Consider the following 23,725-nt stretch of genomic DNA (forward strand, 5'->3'; position numbering starts at 1 on the left):
CTTCAGGCCGGTAATGCCTGTTCAGGTCCCACCTGCGCACAGAAGCCGCCGACCACCTGCTGGCTGAGCGCCACAATGGCCTCGTTCAACGTCAGTCCCACGCCCGTATGCCAACTGGCATACACGGCAAACGGCGGCGGTGCCTCGAAAGGCAGAAGCGCCAGGGCCCCGTGCTTCAGCGCCTCGCTAACGAGGGCCGGGGGCAATGCACCAATGCCAAATCCGTCCCTGATCAACTGGATGATGGCCGCCGCCGAGTTGACGCAGGAGACCCGGGGCGTTGAAATCCCGTGCTGATGCAGAAAGTTAAGCAGGTCCTGATGGGGACGCGAATTACGCGAGAAGGTAATCAACCGCTCGCGGGCCAGCTCATCCAGACTCGTGTACGCGCGGTTGAGCGGCGAGTCGGTTGCAACCACCCAGCGGATGGGATAACTGGCCAGCTTCAGGTTACGCACGCTTTCGGCGCGCAAGAGATCGGTCTGGAATACCAGATCAAGCTGTCCCTTGAGCAGCTGGTCGCTCAAGTTGAGCGCCGTATCGGCCAGCAGCTCGATTTCCACGTTTGGATGGGCGTCGGTTACACAGGTGAACAAGGCGCTCAGCCAGCTGTGAATAACCGTGTCCATGGCGCCGATGCGTATCCGTCCGCTCAGCCGGGTTTCCTGCCCAAGCACTTTGCGCAGGTCGTGCCAGGTATCGATCATCCGCTCGGCATAACCCAAGACCTTCTGGCCATCGGCTGTCAGCGTGACGCCTCGCGGATCGCGCAGGAACAGCTGGACACCCAGCTCGCCTTCAAGCACGGCGATACGGCTGGAAATTGCCGCCTGGGTGCTGGACAGTTTTTCGGCTGTCAACCGAAAGCTGCCCAGACGCGCCACCCAGACAAATGTTTCGAGAAAGCGAAGGTTCATGCTGGCTTACCATCCCCGTGGAGCATTTCACTCTACCCCCTTTGAACGACCTCTCACCACTGGCCGTCAGTCGCCTCGCCCCTGAAAGGCCACGCTTTTTATCAATCAGCGGTGAACACTTTTATTTGTTGGACGTTCTTCACTATCCATACAAAAAATGGGGACGCTTCGCCTTGAGCGAGCCACTGCAGGTTTCTGGTATCGCAGATCGATACCTTTGGCGCGATCGCGCCCGTTGCAGTCATAACAAGAACTGACGCCGGCTCGGGCGGCGTAAACATCAAAGGAGGCGCTCCCGATCGCCTCCACACAGCCGTCAAACCCACCTGCCTGGGCATAACCGGCGAGGGAGACTCCCTATGCAAACCACAGTCAACCTGTGGCCACTGATCGGTGTGCTGGTCATCGTCATCGGCTTTGTGCTGCGCTTCAATCCCATGCTGGTCGTGGCCCTGGCAGCCCTGGCGACCGGTTTTGCGGCATCCATGCCGTTCGAGACCATTCTTGCCACTATCGGCGCCGGGTTCGTCAAGACACGTGCCCTGCCCCTCATCATCCTCCTGCCGCTTGCCGTAATCGGTCTTCTCGAGCGACATGGCCTGCGTGAACATGCCCAGAACTGGATTGCCAAGATCCGCACCGCCACGGTGGGCCGGCTCCTGATCTTTTACCTGTTTGTACGGGAGCTGACGGCTGCGCTGGGTCTGACCAGCCTTGGAGGGCATCCGCAGATGGTGCGCCCTTTGCTCGCGCCCATGGCCGAAGGGGCTGCGGAAAACCGCTACGGCAAGCTGCCTGAGAAAATCCGCTACAAACTGCTCGCCTTGTGCGCTGCTACCGATAATGTCGGCCTGTTTTTTGGCGAGGACATCTTTGTCGCCTTTGGTGCCATCGCCCTGATGCATACCTTCCTGCTCGGCTCCAATATCGATGTTGAGCCGCTGCACATTGCGGTCTGGGGCATTCCTACCGCCATCTGTGCATTCATCATCCATGCCATTCGCCTCAAGCGCTTCAATAGCCAACTGGAGCGCGAGCTGGGCGGAAAACGTCCGGACGCCGACCATACGCCTATCGGCCGTCAGGAGTGATGCCATGATCCTCCCGATTCAATACCTTTACTGGCTGGCCGGCATCATCCTGGCAATCACGGCAATCATGACCTTTGCCGATCGCGCTCATCCCAAGCGCTGGACGACAGGTTTTTTCTGGGCGCTGTTCAGCCTTGTCTTTTTGGTAGGCGATCTATTGCCGCCCGCCTGGGTAGGCGTAGGCGTGCTGGTCATGGCCGTCATTGCAGGCACAGGTGGCGTCGGACTGGGCAAGCATGGGGAATTGCCTGCTGAAAAACGCCAAACCAGTGCGCTGCGCCTCAAGAACAAACTGTTCATTCCCGCCCTGGCCATTCCACTGGTCACCGTTATCGGCTCGGTAGTGGTCAAAGACGTGCAGATCGGTGGCCTTCCACTGCTGGACCCTAAAAATACGACCTTTGTCTCCCTGGGTGTCGGCTGTCTGGTTTCCCTGGCCCTCGCCTGCTGGCTGACGCGCGATACGCCCATGCAATCCATGCGCGAATCACGCCGCCTGACCGAGGCCCTGGGCTGGGCCCTGGTACTGCCGCAAATGCTCGCCATGCTGGGGCTCCTGTTCAACGATGCGGGCGTTGGCAAGGCTGTCGCCCACCTCACCACCTCCTATATCAATATGGATTTCCGCTTCGTGGCGGTGGCCGTGTATGTCGTGGGGATGGCGCTGTTTACCATCATTATGGGTAACGGCTTTGCGGCTTTCCCGGTGATGACAGGCGGTGTGGGCGTTCCGGTTCTGATCGGGCAGTACGATGCCAACCCGGCGGTGATGGCGGCCATAGGCATGTTCTCAGGCTACTGCGGCACGCTGATGACACCCATGGCAGCCAACTACAACATCGTGCCAGCCGCCCTGCTGAATCTGCCGGACAAGAATAGTGTCATCAAGGCACAAATCCCCACCGCCTTGAGTCTATTGGCAGTTAATATCATGCTGCTATATATCCTGATGTGAGGACCACCATGACTACCATCCTGTTGACCGGATTCGAACCGTTCGAGAACGAGCTCGTGAATCCTTCCTGGGAGGCCGTGCGCCAACTGGATGGTTTGAATCTGGGCGATGCCTACATCATCACGCGCCAGCTGCCGTGCGTCTTTGGTGCTGCCTTGGTCTCGCTGGATCACATGCTGGCAGCTCATCGGCCCGCCCTGGTGATTGGTGTAGGCCAGGCCGGGGGGCGTACGGACCTGACCCTCGAGCGCATAGCCATCAACGTGAACGATGCTCGTATTCCCGACAATAATGGTCAACAACCCATCGATACACCTGTAGTGCCAGGCGGTCCGGCGGCCTATTTCTCGACGCTACCTATTAAAGCCATTGTACGGGCACTCAGGGATGCCGGTATTCCTGCCTCGGTATCGCAGACGGCTGGCACATTTGTCTGCAACCATGTGTTTTATGGACTGATGCACCGGCTCGCCGGCACGAATGTGCGCGGCGGCTTCATCCATATCCCTTATCTGCCCGAACAAGCGGCCCGGCATCCAGGCCAGCCCTCCATGGCACTCGAGACCCTGGTAGCGGGCCTTGGAATAGCCGTGAAGGCGGCTATGATGACGCCCAACGACCTCAAGGAAACCGGCGGACAACTGAACTAGCTGTTTACCGTTACGCGGAACAACGGCTGTGCAGTGCAAGGCTCAAAAGGACAGTCCTTCACCGATCCCACGCAGGCCTCACCAGTTCCAGGCCGTGGTTTCCCTTGTAACCCGCCCGCTCCGGGGATGACCAGCCTGCCAGTAGGGTGTCATCCAGCGAATAAACCTCAACGCCCAGAGGGCGGCAGACGGACAGCGGGTCTTGCGCGTCCGGCCCCCACAGCGCAACGGACAGATCACCACCTGGGCAGGTCGACAGAGCGCACAGCACGTCGATCTCCGTGAAAAACTCCAGGTAGTCTCCTTGCTTCGCCGGGCAGGCCTTCATGAAGTACATGTCCTCATCGTTAAGCCCGGTCACCTGAAAAATGTTTAGCACATCATGTACGTCGAACTCGGTCAGCCCGTAGGGCAATACCGCGCGGGTCAGGTTCGAATGGCAGTGATGATGGAAATCTTCTCCGGTCAGGAGCTTGTTGACGTAAGGATCGCAGCGGGTACCCAGCAGGTCATGAATGCGTCCGCCATGTTCGTCGATGCCATAACTAGCCAGGGTGTCGTCCGTGATGGTGACCATTGGCCGCAGAAAGGGCAGGTTCGACCACAGTCGATCATAGATAGACACATGAGCGCCCTGTAGCTGACGGGTACGGGCTGCCCATAGCCGCTCCCGTGGATCATGGGCATTCCAGATATTGAAGTCGCCCACTTGCGGCCCTACAGGCGTCGTCACTCGAAAGACATGCCCGGCCGGCACCCGCCACGCACGACCGGTACGGATCGGAACGTCAAAGGACTCAATAAGCGTCCGCTTGTCCTTGCCCTCCCGAATACGGTCATAGAAGGCCGTATCCACCGACAGGGCCGAACCATGACTTGCTTGATAGGCAGCAGGGTAATGCTTGTACATGTCAGCTCCTTTCCCAAAGAAAAATCACTACACAGGTAATGCCATGCCGATGGCGCACCCTCAACACTAGCCCTACCGCCCCTGCCCGGCCAGTACTGTTTTCTCAGCCATGAAACATGATGATCGGTAAGCCTTTACACTAGGGGTTCTGCTGACTGGAGCCCTTATGTCCACCCTGCTTGCCGATTGGCGCTACCGTCCAATGCATCGTCGTGTCTGGCTGCTGGCCGGCCCGATGATTCTGTCCAACCTGACCGTACCCCTCGTGACCCTGCTAGATAGCGCCATCGCCGGTCATCTGCCGGATGTACATGATCTGGGCGCCGTGGCGGTGGGGGGAAGCCTCTACACTACAATGGTCGCGGTGCTGGGCTTCCTACGCATGGGAACGACCGGCTTCGCTGCGCAAGCCAGCGGCCGTAAGGATGGCAGTGCGCTTCGGCAAATTCTGTTGCAAGGTCTGTTGCTGGCCTGTGTGCTGGCGCTGGGGTTGATCGGCCTTTCACTGCTAGGCCTTCCTCTGCTGCTGAACAGCATGACCTCCTCGGCAGCGTTGAGCGAAGCCACCGAGCGCTTTTTCCAGATTCGCCTGTTGGGTCTGCCTGCCGCCCTGTCGAGCTATGCCCTGATCGGCTGGCTGCTGGGCACCCAGAATGCGCGTGCGCCGCTGGCGATGCTGCTGACCACCAACATCGTCAATCTGCTGCTCGACGTATTGTTCGTGTTCGGCTTTGGCTGGGGCATTCGCGGTATTGCAGCAGCAACCGCCCTGGCTGAGTGGTTCGGCGTGGGGCTTGGCCTATGGCTGGCGCGCCAGACACTGCATCACATGGCAGGCGCGGTTCGCATCGCGCGACTCAAGCGCTGGTCCACCTGGCGCCCCCTGCTGGCGGTTAACCGCGATATCTTTATCCGCTCGCTGGCCTTGCAAGGCGTCTTCTTTCTGATCACATTTCAGGGCGCACGTCTAGGTAATGCCACGGTGGCCGCTAACGCCCTTCTCTTCAATGGCCTGATGGTGACCGCATTCGCCCTGGATGGACTTGCCCATGCGGTGGAAGCGTTGGCAGGGCACGCCATTGGGGCTCGTGATCGCAAGGCCCTCCGGCAAACCTTGGTCATTGCCGCCGGCTGGTCGCTGCTGGCCAGTCTCTTATTTGCCCTGGGGTTTGCCTTGTTCGGTGCACGCTTCATCGACTTGCAAAGCGATCTTCCCGCGGTACGTGAAGCGGCTTATACATACCTTCCGTATCTGGCCGCACTGCCAGTCATTGCCATGAGCAGTTACCTGCTGGATGGGCTGTTCATCGGAGCAACCCGAGCCCGGGAAATGCGCAATGCGATGGTCATTGCCGTCCTGCTCGCCATTCCGCTAGGCATTGCGCTCAAAGACCTGGGCAACCATGGGCTGTGGTTGTCGTTTCTGGGCTTCATGGCCTTGAGAGGTATCGTCCAGAGCTTTCAGGCCTGGCAGATGACCAGACGCAACGCCTGGATACCTGATCAGCACTATCAAGACCCTTCTTGATGCCTAGCAAAGGTTGGCACAGGTAGCCCGGCGGAGAGACGACAGCCGGGCTTCGCCCCTCGCCTCCTATACGCCGCCTATCTCCCTTGGCAACACCGCGCGTTTCCAAGGGTCATATCAAGCGGAACGCCTTCTAAAACAATGTTATCGCACCTACCTGTCACAGGATTCACCATGCACGCTGCGCCTGCACACCCTCGTGAAGCCGAGCGCCAAAAAGCGCTGGAGTCGCTTGAAATACTGGATACTCCGGCGGATGCCTATATGAATGCCCTGGTGCGGATCGCGCGGGACCTGTTCAAGGTCGACCGAGTGCTGATCAGCTTGATCGACCGTGAACAACAATGCATCAAGGCCCAGTGCGGATCACCCTTCAGCGCTACAGCACGCAGTGTTGCCTTTTGTGCCCATGCCCTGCTCGATACCCATCGCCCGCTGATCGTACCGGACGCCTTGAGCGATGAGCGTTTTGCATCCAACCCACTAGTGATCGAGCCCCCGTACATACGGTTTTATGCCGGGCATCCCCTCGTAGCGCCATCAGGTCTGCCCATTGGCACCTTGTGCCTGATGCATTCCGAGCCCAAGCAGCTGACGGCTCAGGAGCGTGACCGCCTGAGGGACCTTGCCCAAATGGCTGACGGCTACTTGAAACTACGCAGCCTTTCAGAGCAGACCCGCTACCTGCGCACCGTTATCTCACGCGAACGCCGCAGGGCGATGCTCGATCCGCTGACACAATTATGGAATCGTGCGGCGCTGGAGCACTTCTATCCGGTCGAGCAAGCTGTCGCACGGCGCAACAACGAGCGAATCGGCGCATTGTTCATCGACCTGGATCACTTCAAGGCAGTCAACGATCAGCATGGCCATGCCGCAGGTGATCAGGTGCTTGTCGAAACCGCCCACCGGATCGCCACCACGCTTCGCCCCCATGACCTGTTACTCAGACTGGGAGGTGAAGAGTTTGCCGTGATTACCCGCATCGACAAGGCGGAGCAGCTGGATGGCATCGCGGAACGCATACGCTTTGCCATTGCCGATACTCCCTTTTTGACCGTCAACGGCCCTGTTACGGTTACTACCAGTATTGGCGGTACAGATGGGGATGCGGATGAGCCTGCCGAGTCACTGTTGAAACGCGCTGATGCAGCTCTTTATCAGGCCAAGCACGAGGGCCGTAATCGAGTCGTGATGGCGTCTGAATCAGGTTCCCAAGGAACCTGACGGGCATTTATCGGCCCAAACAAGAGACCCCGTATCCACTGGAGGACGCCTGTATGCCTGAAGCTGATGACTATCCCAAGGACGATACCCAGCCTGAAACCCTGGATGACACGACGCCGGAACACAGCAAGAAAGAGAACGTCGACAAGATCAAATATGACTCTGACGACATCATTCCTCCTGGCGTCTGGTAATTCACCTCTGAACGGGTAAGCCTGGGCTCCCCTCTCGGCTTACCCGGCGAATGCACCACTTCTTTCAACATCGCTGACATGAGGTATGATGCGCGTCATCATCATTCACCCTTACGTCGGAATGTCATGTAATGCGCAAGTCAGGGTATCTGCTAGGCGTTATCGCTTCGCTGCATGCAGGCCTTTCCCAAGCCGTAGACGGCTATAAGGATTTGCACTTTGGTGATAGCAAGCAAACGGTACTGGAAAGCAAGATCTGCACCCTGACACCGCGTACTGCACCTATCGAGGGGCTGGAGTATTACAGCTGCCCCGATCTTAAGCTGGGCAAGGATAGCCTTGAGGCTGGGCTGTTCTTTATCGACAACCGCTTCTTGCGCCTTTCGATTGTCACGCCAGTTGAAAAGAGCTTTCTCATTGCTCAAGGCCTGACCGAGAAATATGGGCCACCCTCCTCGCAATCGCCGTCCGATCACTTCATCAAACTGGAAAGTCAGCCCAACAGTCATGCGTTCATGGCGTTCGATAACAATACGGTGTTCTACAGGTTTTCCACCAACGCAGACATGAAGCGGCAGGCACTTCTGATCTACACCTCACCCGATTACGAGAAAATCCTCGTCAAACAGCAGCTCAAGGGCATCAATCCAGACCTCTAGATTGCCAGTGAGCACTCCAGCGTGCAGATGTCCAGCCTCAAATGCTGATTTGGCGATCTGCCAGACAGAACAGCGAAATCTTTTCAAAGCGCCACGGAACAATAGCACATCGCCATTGTCAGACCTCGTCGCTGGAGTGGTGATTGTTCCATAAACACGTTTTTATCTTGTTATAAAACCCGTTCTTTATTCAGGGTTTTATTGGCGTATTTAATTTTGCCAATAACAATAAGCGTGTGCAGGTCTGGCCAGACTTTAAAGCAAATCCCGATTGTCGGAATTATTTTTTTAGACTTTTCACTATACGTTTCACATTCTAATTTATGATGGCTTTACGATCTCGCGTTGTTATTAAAGCGGCCAAGCCTGACCAAGGAAGCGGAACTCCTCAGGCACAGGGACGAGCAGTTGGATCCCAACTTACCACCTCTAAAAAATCGTCTTAGTTTCAACCTTTGAATCAAGGATAGTTCAATGAATAACCGAAATGTGTGGGTCGATTATGCCAAAGCCATTGGCATAATCCTGGTTGTCTATGGCCATGTGCTCCGCGGGCTTTTAAATGCCGGCATCATCAAGACCGATGTCGAGACGCACATGCTTGTGGACAGCATCATCTATAGCTTTCACATGCCGTTGTTCTTCTTCCTGTCTGGCCTGTTTTTCTTCAAATCGCTAACGAGTCGCGGCGGCAAGGGTGTATTCGTCAACAAGCTGGACACGGTTGTCTACCCTTTCCTTATCTGGTCAATCCTGCAGGGCGTGATTGAAGCCTTTCTCTCTCGCTATACCAATGGCGATGTGACGCTGGGTGAGGTGTTCTCCCTCTTGTGGCGGCCCAGAGCGCAGTTCTGGTTCCTGTATGCGCTGTTCTTTGTATTTGTTTTGTCCATCGTGCTGTACGGCAGCAAATCGAAGAAGGTTTTCCTACCCATTTTCCTGCTGTCCGCCGTGGCCTACGGGCTCCAGCAATACGCGCCGCGCCAGATGCTGGTCGACTTTCTGATCCAGAACTTCGTGTTTTTCGCCTTTGGCGTCTGGTTTACCAATATTGCTGCTGCCATCGAAGCGCAGCCAGGTCGCATAGCAGCCTTTACGCTTCTGGTTACAGCGGGACTGGAGTATCAGTTCCATATCATCTCGCATCACACTTATACCGACCGCGGATGGATGTCGCTGATGGTGGCGCTATCGGCCATTCTGCTGGTTACGAGCCTGTCCATGCTGCTGGCCCGCAAACCTGTTCAGTGGTTCATTACCATCGGCACGCTGTCCATGCCGATCTATCTCATGCACATCCTGGCCGGGAGCGGCGTACGCGTTATCCTGAGCAAGTTCCTGCATGTCGATAACGTCTATCTGCATATTTTTGCAGCATGCCTTGTTGGCATTGTCGTACCGATTATTGCTGCCAAAATCATGCTGAAACTGCACATGGACTATATGTTCCAGGCACCAAAGTTAAACTTCCTAAAAAAGCACCCAAAGCAGCCGAGTAACGATACACCCCCGGTTGCTTCTTAAAGCGTTAACTAAAAGCCCCGCCAACTATATTGGCGGGGCTTTTTTATTATCCAAACACTTACCATTATCCAGCAGTATTAATTCCCTAAAACAAAAACAGTGAGTGGATACTTAATGCCTTCAGATCTGGATACTTTATTAAAAGAACTGGAAACCTTTGGGGAAATTAACGATAGCCGTACACATGAGCGGCCAAGTCGCATGCTGAACATCACACGTGATACGGGTGAGTTTCTTTATGTCATGGTTCAGGCTACTAATGCCAAGCGTGTCTTGGAAATCGGGACCTCCAATGGCTACTCCACTTTATGGCTGGCAAAAGCAGCTCATACAGTGGGCGGAACCATTCGCACCGTGGAGCTTTCCGAAGCCAAAATCGAGCTGGCACGGCAGAACTTCAAGCGCTCCGGGCTCGAGGCGCTGATAACACAGCTTCACAGTGACGGCGGTGCCATCCTGGCTGCACAGGACAAGTACTCACTGGACCTTGTATTTCTTGATTCCGAGCGCTGCCAGTATTGTGGCTGGTGGCCTGACCTCAGAAGAGTCCTGCGCCCGGGCGGCCTTCTGATCGTGGACAATGCCTTGTCCCATGCCGATGAAATGGCGGCCTTCAAGGCTCTGGTTGAGAGCGATCCGGACTTTTCGACTTGCCTTGTGCCGGTAGGCAAAGGTGAGTTTCTGGCAACCCGTCGGCCTTGAACCTGCCCTGCCGGGAGCACTGCGCTCCCGTGCAGAGGTTACGCCGTCAGATTGTCCCTTTGCCAGATGAGTACGGTGTCGACTGGTGAGCGGAGGTACTTTGCTCAAGGGACAGAACCTCGAAAGTTACAGTACCCGGCGGGTTTGTGGCCGAGACACCAGAGTAATGCCCGGAGAGGTTATGCGGCTCAATAGCCTTACCGTTGAAGCGTTGGGTTGCGATTGTATAGCGCTGACCGGAGCGCCCAAGGCGCTGACTCCAGTGTGGATTTTGGGAAACCCCATCTCCGGTATCGGATTCTTTGGCTGTCTGCAGTAAGTCACGGGTATCCATCACATCACCGCTCGTAGAGCCGACCGGGGTTTCAACAGAAGCATCGCGATCTGCTGCCAGGGCGGTGTAGCTTACGGTATTGATTACTGCAAACGCTGCCATTTTCTGAAAGAGATTCATAATGCTGTCCTCGCTGGCCATGAATGAGCAAGCAGGGGTCAGAGTAGAAAAAGAGCCCTTAACAGCGTCTGAATTGCGGCTTAATACAGGCTGAACAAAGCCTGCATTAGCGAGAGAAGAGAACTGGCCAACGGTAAATGACCATTGGCCAGTCGGTCATCAGGCGTCCTGATGGTAACGGGTAACGCGCTCGACTTCTTCTTTGGAGCCGAGGAAGACGGCTACACGCTGATGCAGGCCTTCCGGTTGCACTTCCAGAATACGCTGGTAACCATTGGTGGCCGCACCGCCTGCCTGCTCGACCAGCATGGCCATCGGGTTGGCTTCGTACATCAGACGCAGCTTGCCGGGCTTTTCCGGTTCACGAGCATCACGTGGGTACATGAAGATACCGCCACGGGTGAGAATACGATGCACATCGGCCACCATAGAGGCGATCCAGCGCATATTGTAGTTCTTCTCCAGCGGGCCTTCCTTGCCAGCCAGCAGCTCGCTTACGTAACGCTGTACCGGCGGCTCCCAGTGACGCTGGTTGGACATGTTGATAGCGAACTCGGCAGTTGTCTCAGGAATGGAGATGTTTTCGTGTGTCAATACGAAGCTGCCCAGCTCACGGTCCAGGGTAAAGCCTTTGACGCCATCACCCAGGGTCAGAATGAACATGGTCTGGGGGCCATAGATGGCATAGCCTGCAGCGACCTGCTCAGTGCCCTTTTGCATGAAGGCTTCTTCAGTGGTATCACCGTAGGTGGCACCTCCATGATCCTTACGCAGAACGGAGAAGATAGTGCCAACCGACACGTTCACGTCAATGTTGGAGGAGCCGTCTAGCGGATCGAACATCAGCAGATAAGCACCCTTGGGGTACTCACCGGGGATCTGGTGAACCTGGTCCATCTCTTCGGACGCCATGCCCGCCAGGGTGCCGCCCCACTCGTTGGCTTCAAGCAGGATTTCGTTGGACAGGACGTCCAGCTTCTTCTGAACTTCGCCCTGAACGTTTTCAGTGCCCATGCTGCCCAGTACGCCACCTAGCGCACCCTTGGATACCTCATAGCTGATTCGCTTGCAGGCACGGCCTACGACTTCGATCAGAAAACGCAGATCGGCTGGGGTTTTATGACTACGGGTCTGTTCGATCAGATAGCGGCTCAGCGTAATACGGGACATGTGAGGCTCCGGTAGAAAAGGTTCGCGCAGTGTAGCGCGGATGCTCAAGCTCCGTCTCAAGCGAAGCGGCCTACAAGCCCCACCCAACGTTCTGATTGTTCGAGAGACAAGGTCTGCACGCCGCTAGGGACGCAGCAACTCCACGGCTATGCTAACACCGCGGCCGAGCGCTAGGCTTTCGGCGCTGGAGTAGACTGCATGACCGGCTTCCAGTTCAGGTCGTGCACTATCTAGAATGAGCGACCAGTGATGGCCGTCACGAGATAGCGCTAACCGACACGTCTGAGGATGGTTAAGCGGCTGGAAACAGAGCCATAACCGCTCTGCCCTGAGGTGCCCGGCACCGTTCATGGGCGAGAGCACCAGTGCCAATGGTGCAGATTCGGGCCTATTCCAACCCGCCTCGTCCAGGGGTTCACCCTCTGCATCGAGCCATTGCACGCTAACCCAGTCACCGTGAGCGGGACGCCCGATGAAGTGCTCGGCTTGCAACGCCTTGTATTGACGACGCAGCGCAGCCAGCCGGGCGACAAAATCGATCTGGCGTTTGCCGGTTGGGCTGCTGGCAAGTGCCCAGTCCAACCATGACAGCGGATTATCCTGAACATAGGCATTGTTGTTGCCATGCTGAGTGCGACCGAATTCGTCGCCAGCCGTCAACATCGGCGTGCCACCTGCCAGCAGCAGCGTTGCCAGCAGGGCACGCTGATCAGCTGCACGCTGCTCATTGATGTGGGGATCGTCGGTCGGGCCCTCGGCACCGTTGTTCCAGCTGTGATTGTCTTGAGTCCCGTCGCGATTTTCTTCGCCATTGGCTTCATTATGCTTATGTGCATAAGTCACAAGGTCTGCCAGCGTGAGCCCATCATGAGCCGTCACAAAGTTGATGCTGGCGTCGATGTTCCGGCCGTGCCGGTCATACAGATCGGCGCTTCCTGACAATCGGGTCGCCAGTGCGCCACGCATGCCGTCGTCGCCCCGCCAGAACTTGCGAACATCGTCGCGAAAATCATCATTCCATTCAGCCCAAGGGCTGCGGAACTGCCCGACCTGATAGCCGCCCGGGCCAATATCCCAAGGCTCGGCGATCAGCTTGACCTGTTTTAGGATCGGATCTTGGGCAATGGCCAACATGAGTGGCGCGTCGACGCTAAAGCCGGTCTCAAGCCGCCCAAGTGCGGGCGCCAGATCGAAACGGAAACCGTCTATACCTGCCGCCTGCACCCAATAGCGCAGCGAGTCCATCGTCAGCCTCAGCCCTGGCTCGCGTTGCAATGCCAGGCAATTACCGCAACCTGCATCATTGACGTAAACCGAAGGATCGTCCGGATGCAGCCGGTAATAGCCTCGGTTATCCAGTCCTCGCATACAAAAGGTCGGACCCAGCTCGTCACCTTCACCGGTGTGGTTGAACACCACATCAAGGATGACCTCGAACCCTGCCGCATGCAGCGCTGCCACGGTTTCACGTAACTCAATAATGGCGTCACGTCCTGCCAGACGGGGGTCGACAGCCATCATGGTGACGGGGTTATAGCCCCAGTAATTGCCAAGCCCAAGCTTGGGCAGATGACGATCATCCGCCCAGGCCGCAATAGGGAGCAGCTCCAGCGTAGTCACGCCAAGCTTTTGCAGATACTCGATCACGGCAGGCTGCCGAAGCCCGGCCAGTTTGCCACGCATGGTTTTAGGAACTTTGGGATGCTGCATGGTCATGCCACGCACATGCAGCTCATAGATGAGGCTTTGGCTACCCTTGTAACGCGGGCCTTCCAGCTCAAGCGGTGTTAGCGGTGCCTGAACAATGGCCTTGGGAACATGAGCCGCGCTGTCGCGATGGTCCGGGCGATCATGGTGGTCTGGATCGAAGCCATAGACACTGGGATGCAGCACGAACGGGCGGTCCACTGCTTTGGCGTAAGGATCGACCAGTAGCTTATGAGGGTTGAAGTAAAGTCCTTGAGAAGGCTGATAGGCACCGTAAGCCCGCAGCCCATAACGCTGCCCCGCCTTACCTCCCGGAAAATGCCCGTGCCAGACACTGCCTGTCTTTTCGTGGAAGACGAGTCGATGGGTTTCATGCTCGCCCTTGGCATCGTACAGGCAGAGCTCTACCCGCTCGGCCTCTGGCGCCCACACGGCAAAGTTGATGCCATCGCCGACCAGTGTCGCGCCCAGTTCAGCAGGGTTTCCGGTTTCGAGATGAGTCACGTGGCGGGGCACAGAAAATCTCCGTAAAACAGAAAAAAGCCGGCACGCGAAAGGTGCCGGCTATTGAGACTTACAAGACTTGCCAGATATCCGTGGCGTATTCACGAATGGTTCGATCGGAGGAGAACCAACCCATACTGGCCGTGTTGAGTACCGCTGAGCGCCACCACTCGTCCGGCTGATTCCAACGCTCCTCGACGGCCACCTGAGCATCCCAATAGGCATCAAAATCAGCACAGACCAAGAAGCGGTCGTGCCAGGTCAGCACGTCCAGCAGCCCGTTATAGCGAGAGGGATCATCCGGTGAAAACTGCCCGCTGCGAATGGCCGAAAGCACGGCCGACAGCCGTGGCGAGCTGTTGATGATGTCCGAAGAGTTGCCCCCCATACGCTGGCGCTCTTCAACCTCGGCCGCCTTTAGGCCAAAGATGAACATATGTTCCTGACCGACAAACTCGCTCATTTCAACGTTAGCGCCGTCGAGCGTGCCAATGGTAAGTGCGCCGTTCAGGCCAAATTTCATATTGCTGGTGCCTGACGCCTCGAGACCCGCTGTGGAAATCTGCTCGGAAAGGTCGGCCGCCGGGATAATGACTTCAGCCAGGCTCACATTGTAGTTAGGCAGGAACACCACTTTGAGCAGGTCACGAATGGACGGGTCATTATTAACTACCTTGGCCACGTCGTTGGCCAGCTTGATGATGAGCTTGGCCTGGTGATAGCTGGCAGCTGCCTTGCCCGCGAAAATCTTTACACGAGGCGTCCATTGCCCGTTGGGGTTGTCCTTGATGGCCTGATACAGCGCAATGGTCTGTAGCAGGTTCATCAGCTGCCGCTTGTATTCATGGATGCGCTTGATCTGCACATCAAAGATGGCGTCGGTACTGAGGGAGACGTCCAGCGTCTTTTTCACCAGTTCGGCAAAACTGTTCTTGTTATGCAACCGCTGGTGGGCAAAACGCTCTCGAAAATTGGCATCGTTGGCATAGGGCTTGAGCCGGGGGAGCGCTTTTTCAGGATCGTGCTGGACATCCTCGCCCAATACATCCACCAGAAGATCGGTCAACGCAGGGTTGGCCTGATAGAGCCAGCGGCGGAAGGTAATGCCGTTGGTCTTGTTGTTGATTCGATCCGGGAAGAGCCGGTGCATGGAGCGGAAGACGGTCTTGCGCATCAGCTCGGTATGCAATCCGGACACGCCGTTGACCTTGTGCGAACCGATAAAGGCCAGGTTGCCCATACGTACCCGACGGCCGTGGCTTTCATCGATCAGGGACACGTAAGACAGCATGGAGCCATCTGTCTCGCCCCGCGCACGGAGCGAGTCGAGGAACTGGGCATTGATCATGTAGATGATCTGCATGTGGCGCGGCAGGAGGCGCTCCATCAGATAGACCGACCAGGTTTCCAATGCTTCTGGCAGAAGGGTGTGGTTGGTATAGGACAGCGTGTTGACGGTGGTGCTCCAGGCAGCGTCCCATGGCAGACCGTACACATCCACCAGCAAGCGCATCAACTCGGCTACGGCAATGGCTGGGTGAGTATCATTGAGCTGGATGGCCGCGTATTCGGGCAGGCTCATGATGTCGCCGTGCTGCTTGATATGGCGCCGGGTCAGATCTGCCAGCGAGGCGGCCACGAAGAAATACTCCTGCCGCAGGCGCAGCTCCTGCCCCGCCTCGGTGCTGTCGGCCGGATACAGAACCCGAGAGATGCTTTCAGCCCGGGCCTGATCGGCTACGGCCCCGACATGGTCACCTGCGTTGAAGGTGTCCAGCTTGATGTTTTCCAGCGGGCGGGAGCGCCACAGGCGCAGCGTATTGGCCCCTTCCCCACCCCACCCCATGATGGGCGTGTCATAGGCAACCGCACGAACTTTCTCACCCGGCGTCCAGACCTGGCGCAAGGAGTTGCCTTCATAGGGCGTGACATGACCGCCGAACCCGATCTCGTACACGACCTCGGCACGCTCGAATTCCCACGGATTACCAAAATCAAGCCAGTTCTCCGGCTGCTCGTGCTGGAAGCCATCAGCGATGACCTGACGGAACAGGCCGTGCTCGTAGCGAATACCATACCCATGAGAAGGAATACCCAGCGTCGCCATGCTTTCCATGAAGCATGCTGCCAGACGGCCCAGACCACCATTACCCAAGGCAGCGTCCGGCTCCAGTCCGCGGATACGCTCAAGGTCGACACCCAGGTCTGCCAGTGCGCGACGGGTTTCCTCCAGTATGCCCAGATTGGACAGGCTGTCGATCAGCAGGCGGCCAATGAGAAACTCCAGGGACAAGTAATAGACGCGCTTCTGGTTGGCCCGGTAAGCCTCACGCGTCCGACTCATCCAGCGATCGACGATATAGTCACGCGTCGCCAGGGCAGTCGCCATGAACCAGTCATGATCCAGGGCGTGCTCGGGGTCCTTGCCTACGTCATAGGTCAGCTTGGAAAGAATGTTTGAACGCAGAGCAGCAACTTCGTTGGGCGAGATAAAACGGGCTCTCGTCATCTAGTAACAACCTCGGCATAACGAACACTGATAGGCTGACCGGCAGGCGTGTCTGAAAGGCATTGGCGACACACATCGACCGGCCCATGATTAAGGGTGCATACCTATCTTTGTAGGTCGAAACGGCAAATAGGTCCAAGGAATCGACGACTTTTTTATGCGCCGACTCCCATTTCAGACCTCTTTATTACCACTGCCACGACACGCTGAGGCCTACAGACTGCTGGGCATCGTCTTCCCGGCTCTTGCGATAGGAATAGCTCGCACGCACTGCCACATCGTCGGTCAGCTGTTGGCTAACCCCTAGCGAAGCACGGTCCAACCGATCCGATGGCGTATAGCCCTGCAACGTATAGCTGAGTCCTGGCAGGTCAACCTGAGACATCGTAAGGTCCTGCGTACTGTCCTCGAATTCCTTTTCCCGAGCTACTTCTGCGAAAACCTGCGTTCTGGTGGTCAGCTCGAACTGCCCCTGCAGACCAGCGCCCAGGCGCCGCGAGCGGCGCTTTTGCTCGTCGATGTTCAGCGCCGTTGCTCGATCACTGTTTTCCGAATAACTGTCCACGGTAATTCGCGCGTAGTCGGCACTGATGAACGGCGACAGGTGCCAGGCGCTTTGTGGCTGGGCCAGATCAAAGCCCAGCCGTCCGCTTGCCGCCCACAGATGACCGTTGGTATCGCCTTTTTCGCTACGCTCAGTCGGCCCCAGGGCGAAGGTACGCTTGAGATCATGGTAATCCAGGTGTCCCCCGGTCAAGGCCAGGTCGGCCCACCAGTGATTCTGCTGATATTGCGCGAAGGCGGTAGCGAAATAACTGCGCAGGTCATAGCGAGAATCAGCAGCACCCACGTTTAGATCCTGCTTGTAAAACCCGGCGGCCACGCCCACACGCCAATAGTCATTCAGGCGGAAACTGCCTCCCAAGTCCAGGCTGTAGCCGTCGCCATCACCGCTCACGCTGCTGGACTGTCCATCAAAGTTCTGACGCAACCCGCCCGGCGATACGAAGGAATTCCATGTGCCTACTGGCTGCCAGTGATTGCGGTCACTCAGCCATTGCGAATACAGCTGCCCCTGATGGGCAGTCAGCGAACCGTAGGCCATTTCCGGCAGCAAGGTCAGCTCCCAGGGGGCCGCCAGAATTGAATAGGCATAGTCGGCGATCAGGCGCTGACCAGTAATCGTAGGGTGCACACGGTCGTTGTAGAGCAACCGGGTCGGATCAGGGTTGGCGCTGTCGAGGCCGTAAACAGCGTTCTGCTGCGTGCAGTCATCGAAACAGGTAGCCGTCAGGTTCTGGTCGGCCGCCAGGCCGTAACGGGCAGGATCGGCCAACACCTCACTTAGAAGTCGTGGCACATTCAATGGAATGATTTGCGCATCAATGGTGGAAAGCTGTGATACCAGCTGGTTGTTGAACACAGCACTGAGCTGGGACGCAGCCGCTTGCTGCGGGGTTCCGCTCAAGGCAGGCGTAAGGCCGATATCAGGCAGCAGCCAGACCATGATGTAGCGGGCACCGGCCTGCTGCAATGCGCTGGCACTGGCAGCCAGTTGATTGGCCGCTGTCTGGGCGGTTGCAGGCGATGTGACCACACCCTGCAGGAAGTCATTTCCCCCTCCCGTCAGGTAATACAATGCGTTGGAATCAAGGCCTTGGCCCTGATCCGCCAGATCGACCAGATAGCCATCCCGGCGGCGAAGCGTCAGGCCATTGGTGGCTACAACAGAGCCATTCTCCTCGGTAATCGACGCGAGAATCTGGTCGGTTCGATAACCGCCTACCGCCCAGTTGTTGCCGTCGGGAAGTCCCAACACGGAATTGATAAGCGATGTGGATGGCCCAAGCTCTTGGCTGGAAAAGCCTAGTCGGCCGCCCAGCAGCATGACGCTGGTAGGCCCGACTGGCTCACCACTCCCCGGTTGGTACGTGGGCCCTACCCGATTGGTAAAGCGCAGCGAGGAGCCTAACGGGCCATTCAAGTCGGGAAACTGTCCCGAGTCGCTCAGGCTATCGCCAAAGACGACCAGATGACTGTAAGGGTTGGGAGCGGCATGGGCGGCGCTGGCGAAGGAAATCGCAGCGCAGAGGGAGGCAAGAGCGAGACGACGGACTGACATGGCTTATCCTTGATCTTGTGGGTCAGTTCTGCTGTTTGGCAAGCGACCACAGCCTAGACCAGGATTCCGCCCTATGCAGCCCGTACGTTAACCGGCTGACTTACAAAAAGAGAAATAGCTCACGCACGTTCACTTATCGCTGGCATTTGCCGCAATAGACACTGGCGCGTTGCCCCAGCCGTATCTCACGTAGCCCTGAGCCGCAGTTCTTGCAAAACTCACCTGCCCGGCCATAGACAAACAGCTCCTGCTTGAAATAGCCCGGCTTGCCGTCGCCACCCACAAAATCCCGAAGGGTCGTGCCCCCGGACTCGATAGCCAGTGCCAGGATGCGTTTGATCTCCTGGGCTAACCGGTCGTAGCGCGCTCGGGAAATGCTGCCCGCCGCCCGACGCGGATCGATACCGGCCGCAAACAGGGCCTCCGTCGCGTAAATATTGCCAACGCCCACCACAACGGCGTTATCCATGATGAAGGGTTTTACCGCCATGGAGCGACCACGCGACATTTCGTAGAGACGCCGCCCGTCAAACGCCTCGGTCAGAGGCTCCGGCCCCAGCGACTTGAGCAGCACATGCTCCAGAGGCTCATGGGACCACAGCATGGCGCCAAAGCGGCGAGGGTCGGTATAGCGCAGCGACAATCCTGACTCGAGTTCGATATCCACATGCTCGTGCTTAACCGGCGGCGTCCCGACCGGCACCATTCGCAGGCTGCCGGACATGCCCAAATGAGCAATCAGCGTACCTGCCTCGGCACGAATCAACAGGTACTTGGCGCGCCGCTCGACCGCCTCGATCCTCTGGCCGGACAGGCGAACATCCAGGTCTTCCGGAATGGGCCAGCGCAGCCGGGCATCACGAATAATGACGCGGGATACACGCTGCCCCACCAGGTGTGGCGCTATTCCACGCCGGGTCGTTTCGACTTCAGGTAATTCAGGCATTCAGCCCTCGACAGAGAAACAATATGCTCTTAAAAATGGATGTGCCCAAGCCCCATTTCAAGGATGTTGTTCTTGAGCATATCGAAGTCATACTCGGAAAGACCGATGTAATCCAAAACCTGATTACTGACCAGATTCCACTCGGCGTCCTGAGCCTGATTGCCCAGCACGCGATAACAGCCACAGATATGCTCGGCCATTTTCAGAATGGCCAATAGGTTTTTCATCGGCACACTGCTGGCGTCACCGTCGACAAAAATCCGGTGGGCATTGTGATGATTGGAAATGGCCTCAGCGACATGGGCCGGCAAACGCCATGAGCGGGCCGTGTAATAACCGACGACCGCATGGTTGGTGTTGAAGTAATGGTTTTCCGTATCCACGACACGCCTTTCAGGCCCAACCCGCCCATAGGCCTCCTCCAGCACTTCCATATAATGAGGAAACCGCCCTAGCATCAGCGGTATGCCGCAGTTGTGAAAGAGCCCAAGAGCGTATGCCTCATCCGGAGCCTGATAGCCTGTCCGCTTGGCCAGTGTCAGGCAGGTTTCCGCCACATCCTGGGCGGTGTCCCAGAAGCGGTTGAGCGTCACGATCGTCTCATCACTCATCTCGCTCTTTATGGACTGCGCATTGATGAGATTGACGACGGAATTGATCCCCAGGAGGTTGACGGCCCGCTGGATAGACGTAATCCGGTTGGCCAGCCCGAAACAGGGTGCATTGACAAGCTTGAGCAGCGCACCTGCCAAGCCGGGGTCCTGGCTGATCAGCTGCGCAATCACCTTGAGACTAGGATCCGGGGCAAGCTGCTCAAGTTGTAGATCAACCATGACCTGCGGTTGAGGCGGGATGGTGATTCCCTGAAGCGCCTGGCGAATCTGCTCGGGTTGAAGCTCTAGCGACATGGATCAGATACCTGTGAATGACCTCACATTTTAGCCCACCCTACGCTCAGCAACCACTGATCACTGGAGGAACTTGCCTGCTTTCCCGGGTTCGACTCATACAGAAGCCGTGGAAACGCATCTCCACTTAATCCTAGATCACATAGCTTACGGAGGTTCCATGATGGCATCGTTAGAAGGCAAAAAAGTAGCAATCCTGGTAACTGACGGTTTCGAGCAGGCCGAGCTGACCGGTCCCAAGGAGGCCCTCGAGAAGGTAGGCGCCAAGACTCATATCATTTCTGCCAAGTCTGGCACCGTCCAGGGTTGGAACCACACCGACCCGGCGGACACATTCAATGTCGACCTGACGTTCGATGCTGCCAACATCGGCGACTATGACGCGGTGGTTTTACCAGGCGGCGTCGTCAACTCAGACACCATTCGCACCGATGAGCGTGCGCAGACTTTGGTCAAAGAGGCCAGCAGCAGCGGCAAGCCGATCGCCGTGATCTGCCATGGTGCCTGGCTGCTGATTTCCGCCGGTCTGGTGGATGGCAAGACCATGACTAGCTGGCCTTCGCTGACCGATGACCTGAAAAATGCCGGTGCCCAGTGGGTGGATAAGGAAGTCGTCGTGGACGGAAAACTGGTCAGCAGCCGCAAGCCTGATGACATTCCCGCGTTCAATCGCGAGCTGATCAACATGATCGCTGCCTGATCTCCAACCTGCCTGATCCATGGCCCGCGCTGTATCAGCCGGGCCATTTTTCATCCGTACGTCGTGTTTCTCTCTATCTTTGAGACTGATCTTCAAGCGCGAAGGCGCCGTGCCGCCCGGGCAGGTATACTTCGCCCCTTTTTCTTGGAGTCCCTCAAATGTCCTTGCCCAGCCTGCGACTGAAAGCCAATGCCGAGCGCCGTCTGCGCGCCGGGCACCTTTGGGTCTACAGTAACGAAATTGACGTGGCAGCCACTCCGCTGACCGCTTTCCAGGCCGGCGAACAAGCCGTTCTCGAAGCCGCTGGCGGCAAGCCGATCGGTATCGTTGCCCTGTCCCCACACAATCTGATCTGCGCGCGTCTGATCTCCCGCGATACCAAGCATGTACTGGACAAGTCCCTGCTTGTCCATCGCCTGAAAGTCGCCCTGAGCCTGCGTGAGCGCCTGTTCGATAAACCGTTCTATCGCCTCGTCTACGGCGACTCGGACCTGCTGCCTGGCCTGGTGGTGGATCGCTTTGGCGATGTTATCGTGGCTCAACTGGCATCGGCCACCATGGAGCGTCACAAGGATGATGTGCTGGCTGCACTGCTTCAGGTGCTCAAGCCAGCGGCCGTATTGTGGAAAAATGACTCTAGTGCTCGAGAAGCCGAGGGCCTGCCCCGCTATGTCGAGTCCGCCTACGGTGACGTACCGGAATGGGCTGCCCTGGAAGAAAACGGCGTGAAATTCGAAGCGCCTATCGTTGAGGGCCAGAAGACCGGCTGGTTCTATGACCATCGCATGAACCGTGCCCGCCTGGCACCTTATGTACAAGGCAAGCGCGTTCTGGACCTGTTCAGCTACATTGGTGGCTGGGGCGTGCAGGCCGCTGTATTCGGTGCCAGCGAAGTGATGTGCGTGGATGCCTCCGGCTTTGCCCTGGATGGTGTAGAGCGCAATGCGGCCTTGAACGGCGTTGCCGAAAAGATGGCCTGTGTAGAAGGCGACGTGTTCGAGGCCCTGAAGGAGCTGAAGGCTGCTGACGAGCGCTTCGACGTGATCGTGGCCGACCCGCCCGCCTTCATCAAGCGCAAGAAGGACGTGAAAAACGGCGAGGCCGCCTATCGTCGTCTCAACGAGCAGGCCATGCGCCTCTTGAACAAGGACGGCATTCTGGTCAGCGCCTCCTGCTCGATGCATCTTGTTGAAGAGAACCTGCAGGAAATCCTGCTCAGCAGTGCACGTCACCTGGATCGTCATATCCAGCTGATCGAGCGTGGTGCCCAGGGCCCTGATCATCCGGTCCACCTTGCCATCCCCGAGACCCGCTACATCAAGAGTCTGACCTGCCGTATCCTGCCCAGCTGATCCCACGCTCTGGCCGTCCGATTTTTACCGGACGGCCAGTCACCGATTCAGTCCGACCAGTGCCATCCACAACGGCACGGTTACGACAGCCAGAACGGTTGAAAGAAACACCGTTGAGCTGACGACACGGTTTTCCTCAAGCGTCCGGGCAAATGCCAATACGTTTACCCCGCTCGGGCAGGCGGCCATCAGCATCAGCACACTTCGTGCTGCACCGCTCAAGCCCGGCAGCCACAGGCATACCGTCCAGACCACGAAGGGAAAGACCAGCAGCTTTATTGCCGTCAACCCGACAACGGAAAGGCTCGGCCTTAGCCGGTAGCGTGAAAGGTTCACGCCCAGCACAATCAAGGCGCAAGGCAGACCGGCTTGTGCCAGCCAGGTCGCGATTTGCCATATCGGGCCCGGCAAAGTTAGCCCCGATACATTCACGGCAGCCCCCAGCAAAAGTCCGACGATCAACGGGTTTGCCAGACTCATCAGCAGCTCTGGGATGCTAACCTTTTCCGTGCCGCCAAAGGCCGTATAAAAGCTCTGCATGGCAAACAACGTCAGGCTATGCAACGCCAGAATAGCGAACACATAGACGAGATTTTCCTCCCCCATCAAATTGACGACCAGAGGAATACCGATCAGGACATTGTTCGAATAACTGGCCGTCAACCCGAACGCCGTAGGCTCACGCCAGCGCCAATGCACAAACAGATTGACCAGTAGAAACACCAGCAGGACCGGGCCGAAATATCCGAGCAGCAGTAAAGGTGACAAACCATGGCGCAAGTCTGCCTTGGCAATTCCCGTGAACAGCACAGCCGGCATGAACACCTTGAACGCCAGTTGGGTCAGCCCACCCATAGACTCTGGCGTCAACCACTGCCGCCACCCTAATACATAACCCAGCACAATCAGTCCGAATACGGGCATGATTGCGAGGACAACCACCATGTACGTCTACTCCTTGCCTTAACCATCGGGACGCCGGACTGAGGATTCAGA

21 protein-coding genes are annotated in these 23,725 nt (G+C 57.2%); 11 read left to right on the forward strand and 10 right to left on the reverse strand.

The features are described 5' to 3' along the window. Positions 1–2 precede the first annotated feature (2 nt). Entirely contained in the window at positions 3–917 is a 915-nt protein-coding gene (locus JQR90_RS15395; protein ID WP_010795531.1) for a LysR family transcriptional regulator, read from the reverse strand. 359 nt (positions 918–1,276) lie between these two features. Here JQR90_RS15395 and JQR90_RS15400 point away from each other — a divergent pair, with 359 nt between their 5' ends. The 3 genes from JQR90_RS15400 to pcp are packed head-to-tail and all read left to right on the forward strand — an operon-like array spanning position 1,277 to position 3,613. Further along, positions 1,277–2,008 carry a DUF969 domain-containing protein gene (locus tag JQR90_RS15400; protein ID WP_010795532.1) on the forward strand — a complete coding sequence of 244 codons (732 nt, stop codon included), beginning with the start codon at positions 1,277–1,279 and terminating at the stop codon, positions 2,006–2,008. A 4-nt stretch (positions 2,009–2,012) separates the two neighbouring features. Beyond that, positions 2,013–2,963 carry a DUF979 domain-containing protein gene (locus tag JQR90_RS15405; protein ID WP_010795533.1) on the forward strand — a complete coding sequence of 317 codons (951 nt, stop codon included), beginning with the start codon at positions 2,013–2,015 and terminating at the stop codon, positions 2,961–2,963. Between the two features lie 8 nt (positions 2,964–2,971). After that, positions 2,972–3,613 carry a pyroglutamyl-peptidase I gene (gene pcp, locus JQR90_RS15410; RefSeq protein WP_010795534.1) on the forward strand — a complete coding sequence of 214 codons (642 nt, stop codon included), beginning with the start codon at positions 2,972–2,974 and terminating at the stop codon, positions 3,611–3,613. A gap of 58 nt (positions 3,614–3,671) precedes the next feature. Here pcp and JQR90_RS15415 read toward each other — a convergent pair whose 3' ends face one another. Next, positions 3,672–4,523, reverse strand: coding sequence for an urea carboxylase-associated family protein (locus JQR90_RS15415; protein ID WP_010795535.1), 852 nt, complete (start codon positions 4,521–4,523; stop codon positions 3,672–3,674). A gap of 166 nt (positions 4,524–4,689) precedes the next feature. Between JQR90_RS15415 and JQR90_RS15420 the strand changes: the two genes are divergently transcribed. The 6 genes from JQR90_RS15420 to JQR90_RS15445 all read left to right on the forward strand — a co-directional run bounded on the left by JQR90_RS15420 (position 4,690) and on the right by JQR90_RS15445 (position 10,357). Beyond that, a complete protein-coding gene (locus tag JQR90_RS15420; RefSeq protein ID WP_010795536.1) occupies positions 4,690–6,051 on the forward strand; it encodes an MATE family efflux transporter in 1,362 nt (453 codons plus the stop codon). Between the two features lie 174 nt (positions 6,052–6,225). After that, positions 6,226–7,278 carry a GGDEF domain-containing protein gene (locus tag JQR90_RS15425; protein ID WP_434140105.1) on the forward strand — a complete coding sequence of 351 codons (1,053 nt, stop codon included), beginning with the start codon at positions 6,226–6,228 and terminating at the stop codon, positions 7,276–7,278. A gap of 53 nt (positions 7,279–7,331) precedes the next feature. Beyond that, a complete protein-coding gene (locus JQR90_RS15430) occupies positions 7,332–7,472 on the forward strand; it encodes a hypothetical protein (protein WP_010795538.1) in 141 nt (46 codons plus the stop codon). 131 nt (positions 7,473–7,603) lie between these two features. Next, entirely contained in the window at positions 7,604–8,131 is a 528-nt protein-coding gene (locus JQR90_RS15435; RefSeq protein WP_010795539.1) for a hypothetical protein, read from the forward strand. 474 nt (positions 8,132–8,605) lie between these two features. After that, a complete protein-coding gene (locus JQR90_RS15440; protein WP_010795540.1) occupies positions 8,606–9,655 on the forward strand; it encodes an acyltransferase family protein in 1,050 nt (349 codons plus the stop codon). Positions 9,656–9,769: 114 nt separating this feature from the next. After that, positions 9,770–10,357 carry an O-methyltransferase gene (locus tag JQR90_RS15445; RefSeq protein ID WP_010795541.1) on the forward strand — a complete coding sequence of 196 codons (588 nt, stop codon included), beginning with the start codon at positions 9,770–9,772 and terminating at the stop codon, positions 10,355–10,357. A 46-nt stretch (positions 10,358–10,403) separates the two neighbouring features. On the opposite strand, the gene JQR90_RS15450 is transcribed toward JQR90_RS15445, so the two are convergent. From JQR90_RS15450 to JQR90_RS15480, 7 genes are all read right to left on the reverse strand, one after another. After that, complete coding sequence (locus JQR90_RS15450) at positions 10,404–10,811, reverse strand: hypothetical protein (RefSeq protein ID WP_010795542.1); 408 nt, start codon at positions 10,809–10,811, stop codon at positions 10,404–10,406. A gap of 159 nt (positions 10,812–10,970) precedes the next feature. Further along, complete coding sequence (locus JQR90_RS15455) at positions 10,971–11,981, reverse strand: class 1 fructose-bisphosphatase (RefSeq protein WP_010795543.1); 1,011 nt, start codon at positions 11,979–11,981, stop codon at positions 10,971–10,973. Positions 11,982–12,104: 123 nt separating this feature from the next. Next, entirely contained in the window at positions 12,105–14,204 is a 2,100-nt protein-coding gene (gene glgX / locus JQR90_RS15460) for a glycogen debranching protein GlgX (protein WP_434140106.1), read from the reverse strand. Between the two features lie 58 nt (positions 14,205–14,262). Beyond that, positions 14,263–16,701, reverse strand: a complete 2,439-nt coding sequence (locus JQR90_RS15465; RefSeq protein ID WP_010795545.1) for a glycogen/starch/alpha-glucan phosphorylase — start codon at positions 16,699–16,701, stop codon at positions 14,263–14,265. A gap of 187 nt (positions 16,702–16,888) precedes the next feature. Then, entirely contained in the window at positions 16,889–18,823 is a 1,935-nt protein-coding gene (gene estP / locus JQR90_RS15470; RefSeq protein WP_010795546.1) for an esterase EstP, read from the reverse strand. A gap of 133 nt (positions 18,824–18,956) precedes the next feature. Next, positions 18,957–19,769, reverse strand: a complete 813-nt coding sequence (gene mutM, locus JQR90_RS15475; protein WP_010795547.1) for a bifunctional DNA-formamidopyrimidine glycosylase/DNA-(apurinic or apyrimidinic site) lyase — start codon at positions 19,767–19,769, stop codon at positions 18,957–18,959. A 29-nt stretch (positions 19,770–19,798) separates the two neighbouring features. Then, on the reverse strand, positions 19,799–20,623 hold the full coding sequence (locus JQR90_RS15480) for an HDOD domain-containing protein (protein WP_371106371.1): 825 nt from the start codon (positions 20,621–20,623) through the stop codon (positions 19,799–19,801). 214 nt (positions 20,624–20,837) lie between these two features. On the opposite strand from JQR90_RS15480, the gene JQR90_RS15485 reads away from it, so the two are divergent. Together JQR90_RS15485 and JQR90_RS15490 are read left to right on the forward strand one after the other, a co-directional pair. Beyond that, positions 20,838–21,377: a type 1 glutamine amidotransferase domain-containing protein gene (locus JQR90_RS15485; protein ID WP_010795549.1), complete on the forward strand. Its 540-nt coding sequence runs from the start codon at positions 20,838–20,840 to the stop codon at positions 21,375–21,377. Between the two features lie 158 nt (positions 21,378–21,535). Then, positions 21,536–22,729, forward strand: coding sequence for a class I SAM-dependent rRNA methyltransferase (locus tag JQR90_RS15490; RefSeq protein WP_010795550.1), 1,194 nt, complete (start codon positions 21,536–21,538; stop codon positions 22,727–22,729). Between the two features lie 39 nt (positions 22,730–22,768). Here the strand turns inward: JQR90_RS15490 and JQR90_RS15495 are convergent, their stop codons facing one another. Then, positions 22,769–23,674 (reverse strand): AEC family transporter, encoded by a 906-nt coding sequence (locus JQR90_RS15495; protein WP_010795551.1) that lies wholly within the window; start codon positions 23,672–23,674, stop codon positions 22,769–22,771. Positions 23,675–23,725: the final 51 nt, after the last annotated feature.

Origin of the sequence: Pseudomonas sp. JZ114 (assembly GCF_051027705.1) — a bacterium.
GTDB classification, from domain to species: domain Bacteria; phylum Pseudomonadota; class Gammaproteobacteria; order Pseudomonadales; family Pseudomonadaceae; genus Chryseomonas; species Chryseomonas luteola.

What these genes read in the sequence shown, in the direction of transcription:
- JQR90_RS15430 (WP_010795538.1), top strand. Translation starts at nt 7,332, where the DNA reads ATGCCTGAAGCTGATGACTATCCCAAGGACGATACCCAGCCTGAAACC.
- JQR90_RS15420 (WP_010795536.1), top strand. Translation starts at nt 4,690, where the DNA reads ATGTCCACCCTGCTTGCCGATTGGCGCTACCGTCCAATGCATCGTCGT.
- JQR90_RS15495 (WP_010795551.1), bottom strand. Translation starts at nt 23,674, where the DNA reads ATGGTGGTTGTCCTCGCAATCATGCCCGTATTCGGACTGATTGTGCTG.
- JQR90_RS15435 (WP_010795539.1), top strand. Translation starts at nt 7,604, where the DNA reads ATGCGCAAGTCAGGGTATCTGCTAGGCGTTATCGCTTCGCTGCATGCA.
- JQR90_RS15450 (WP_010795542.1), bottom strand. Translation starts at nt 10,811, where the DNA reads ATGAATCTCTTTCAGAAAATGGCAGCGTTTGCAGTAATCAATACCGTA.
- JQR90_RS15415 (WP_010795535.1), bottom strand. Translation starts at nt 4,523, where the DNA reads ATGTACAAGCATTACCCTGCTGCCTATCAAGCAAGTCATGGTTCGGCC.
- JQR90_RS15395 (WP_010795531.1), bottom strand. Translation starts at nt 917, where the DNA reads ATGAACCTTCGCTTTCTCGAAACATTTGTCTGGGTGGCGCGTCTGGGC.
- JQR90_RS15440 (WP_010795540.1), top strand. Translation starts at nt 8,606, where the DNA reads ATGAATAACCGAAATGTGTGGGTCGATTATGCCAAAGCCATTGGCATA.
- JQR90_RS15490 (WP_010795550.1), top strand. Translation starts at nt 21,536, where the DNA reads ATGTCCTTGCCCAGCCTGCGACTGAAAGCCAATGCCGAGCGCCGTCTG.
- mutM (WP_010795547.1), bottom strand. Translation starts at nt 19,769, where the DNA reads ATGCCTGAATTACCTGAAGTCGAAACGACCCGGCGTGGAATAGCGCCA.
- JQR90_RS15445 (WP_010795541.1), top strand. Translation starts at nt 9,770, where the DNA reads ATGCCTTCAGATCTGGATACTTTATTAAAAGAACTGGAAACCTTTGGG.
- JQR90_RS15405 (WP_010795533.1), top strand. Translation starts at nt 2,013, where the DNA reads ATGATCCTCCCGATTCAATACCTTTACTGGCTGGCCGGCATCATCCTG.
- JQR90_RS15465 (WP_010795545.1), bottom strand. Translation starts at nt 16,701, where the DNA reads ATGACGAGAGCCCGTTTTATCTCGCCCAACGAAGTTGCTGCTCTGCGT.
- estP (WP_010795546.1), bottom strand. Translation starts at nt 18,823, where the DNA reads ATGTCAGTCCGTCGTCTCGCTCTTGCCTCCCTCTGCGCTGCGATTTCC.
- JQR90_RS15485 (WP_010795549.1), top strand. Translation starts at nt 20,838, where the DNA reads ATGATGGCATCGTTAGAAGGCAAAAAAGTAGCAATCCTGGTAACTGAC.
- pcp (WP_010795534.1), top strand. Translation starts at nt 2,972, where the DNA reads ATGACTACCATCCTGTTGACCGGATTCGAACCGTTCGAGAACGAGCTC.
- JQR90_RS15400 (WP_010795532.1), top strand. Translation starts at nt 1,277, where the DNA reads ATGCAAACCACAGTCAACCTGTGGCCACTGATCGGTGTGCTGGTCATC.
- JQR90_RS15425 (WP_434140105.1), top strand. Translation starts at nt 6,226, where the DNA reads ATGCACGCTGCGCCTGCACACCCTCGTGAAGCCGAGCGCCAAAAAGCG.
- JQR90_RS15455 (WP_010795543.1), bottom strand. Translation starts at nt 11,981, where the DNA reads ATGTCCCGTATTACGCTGAGCCGCTATCTGATCGAACAGACCCGTAGT.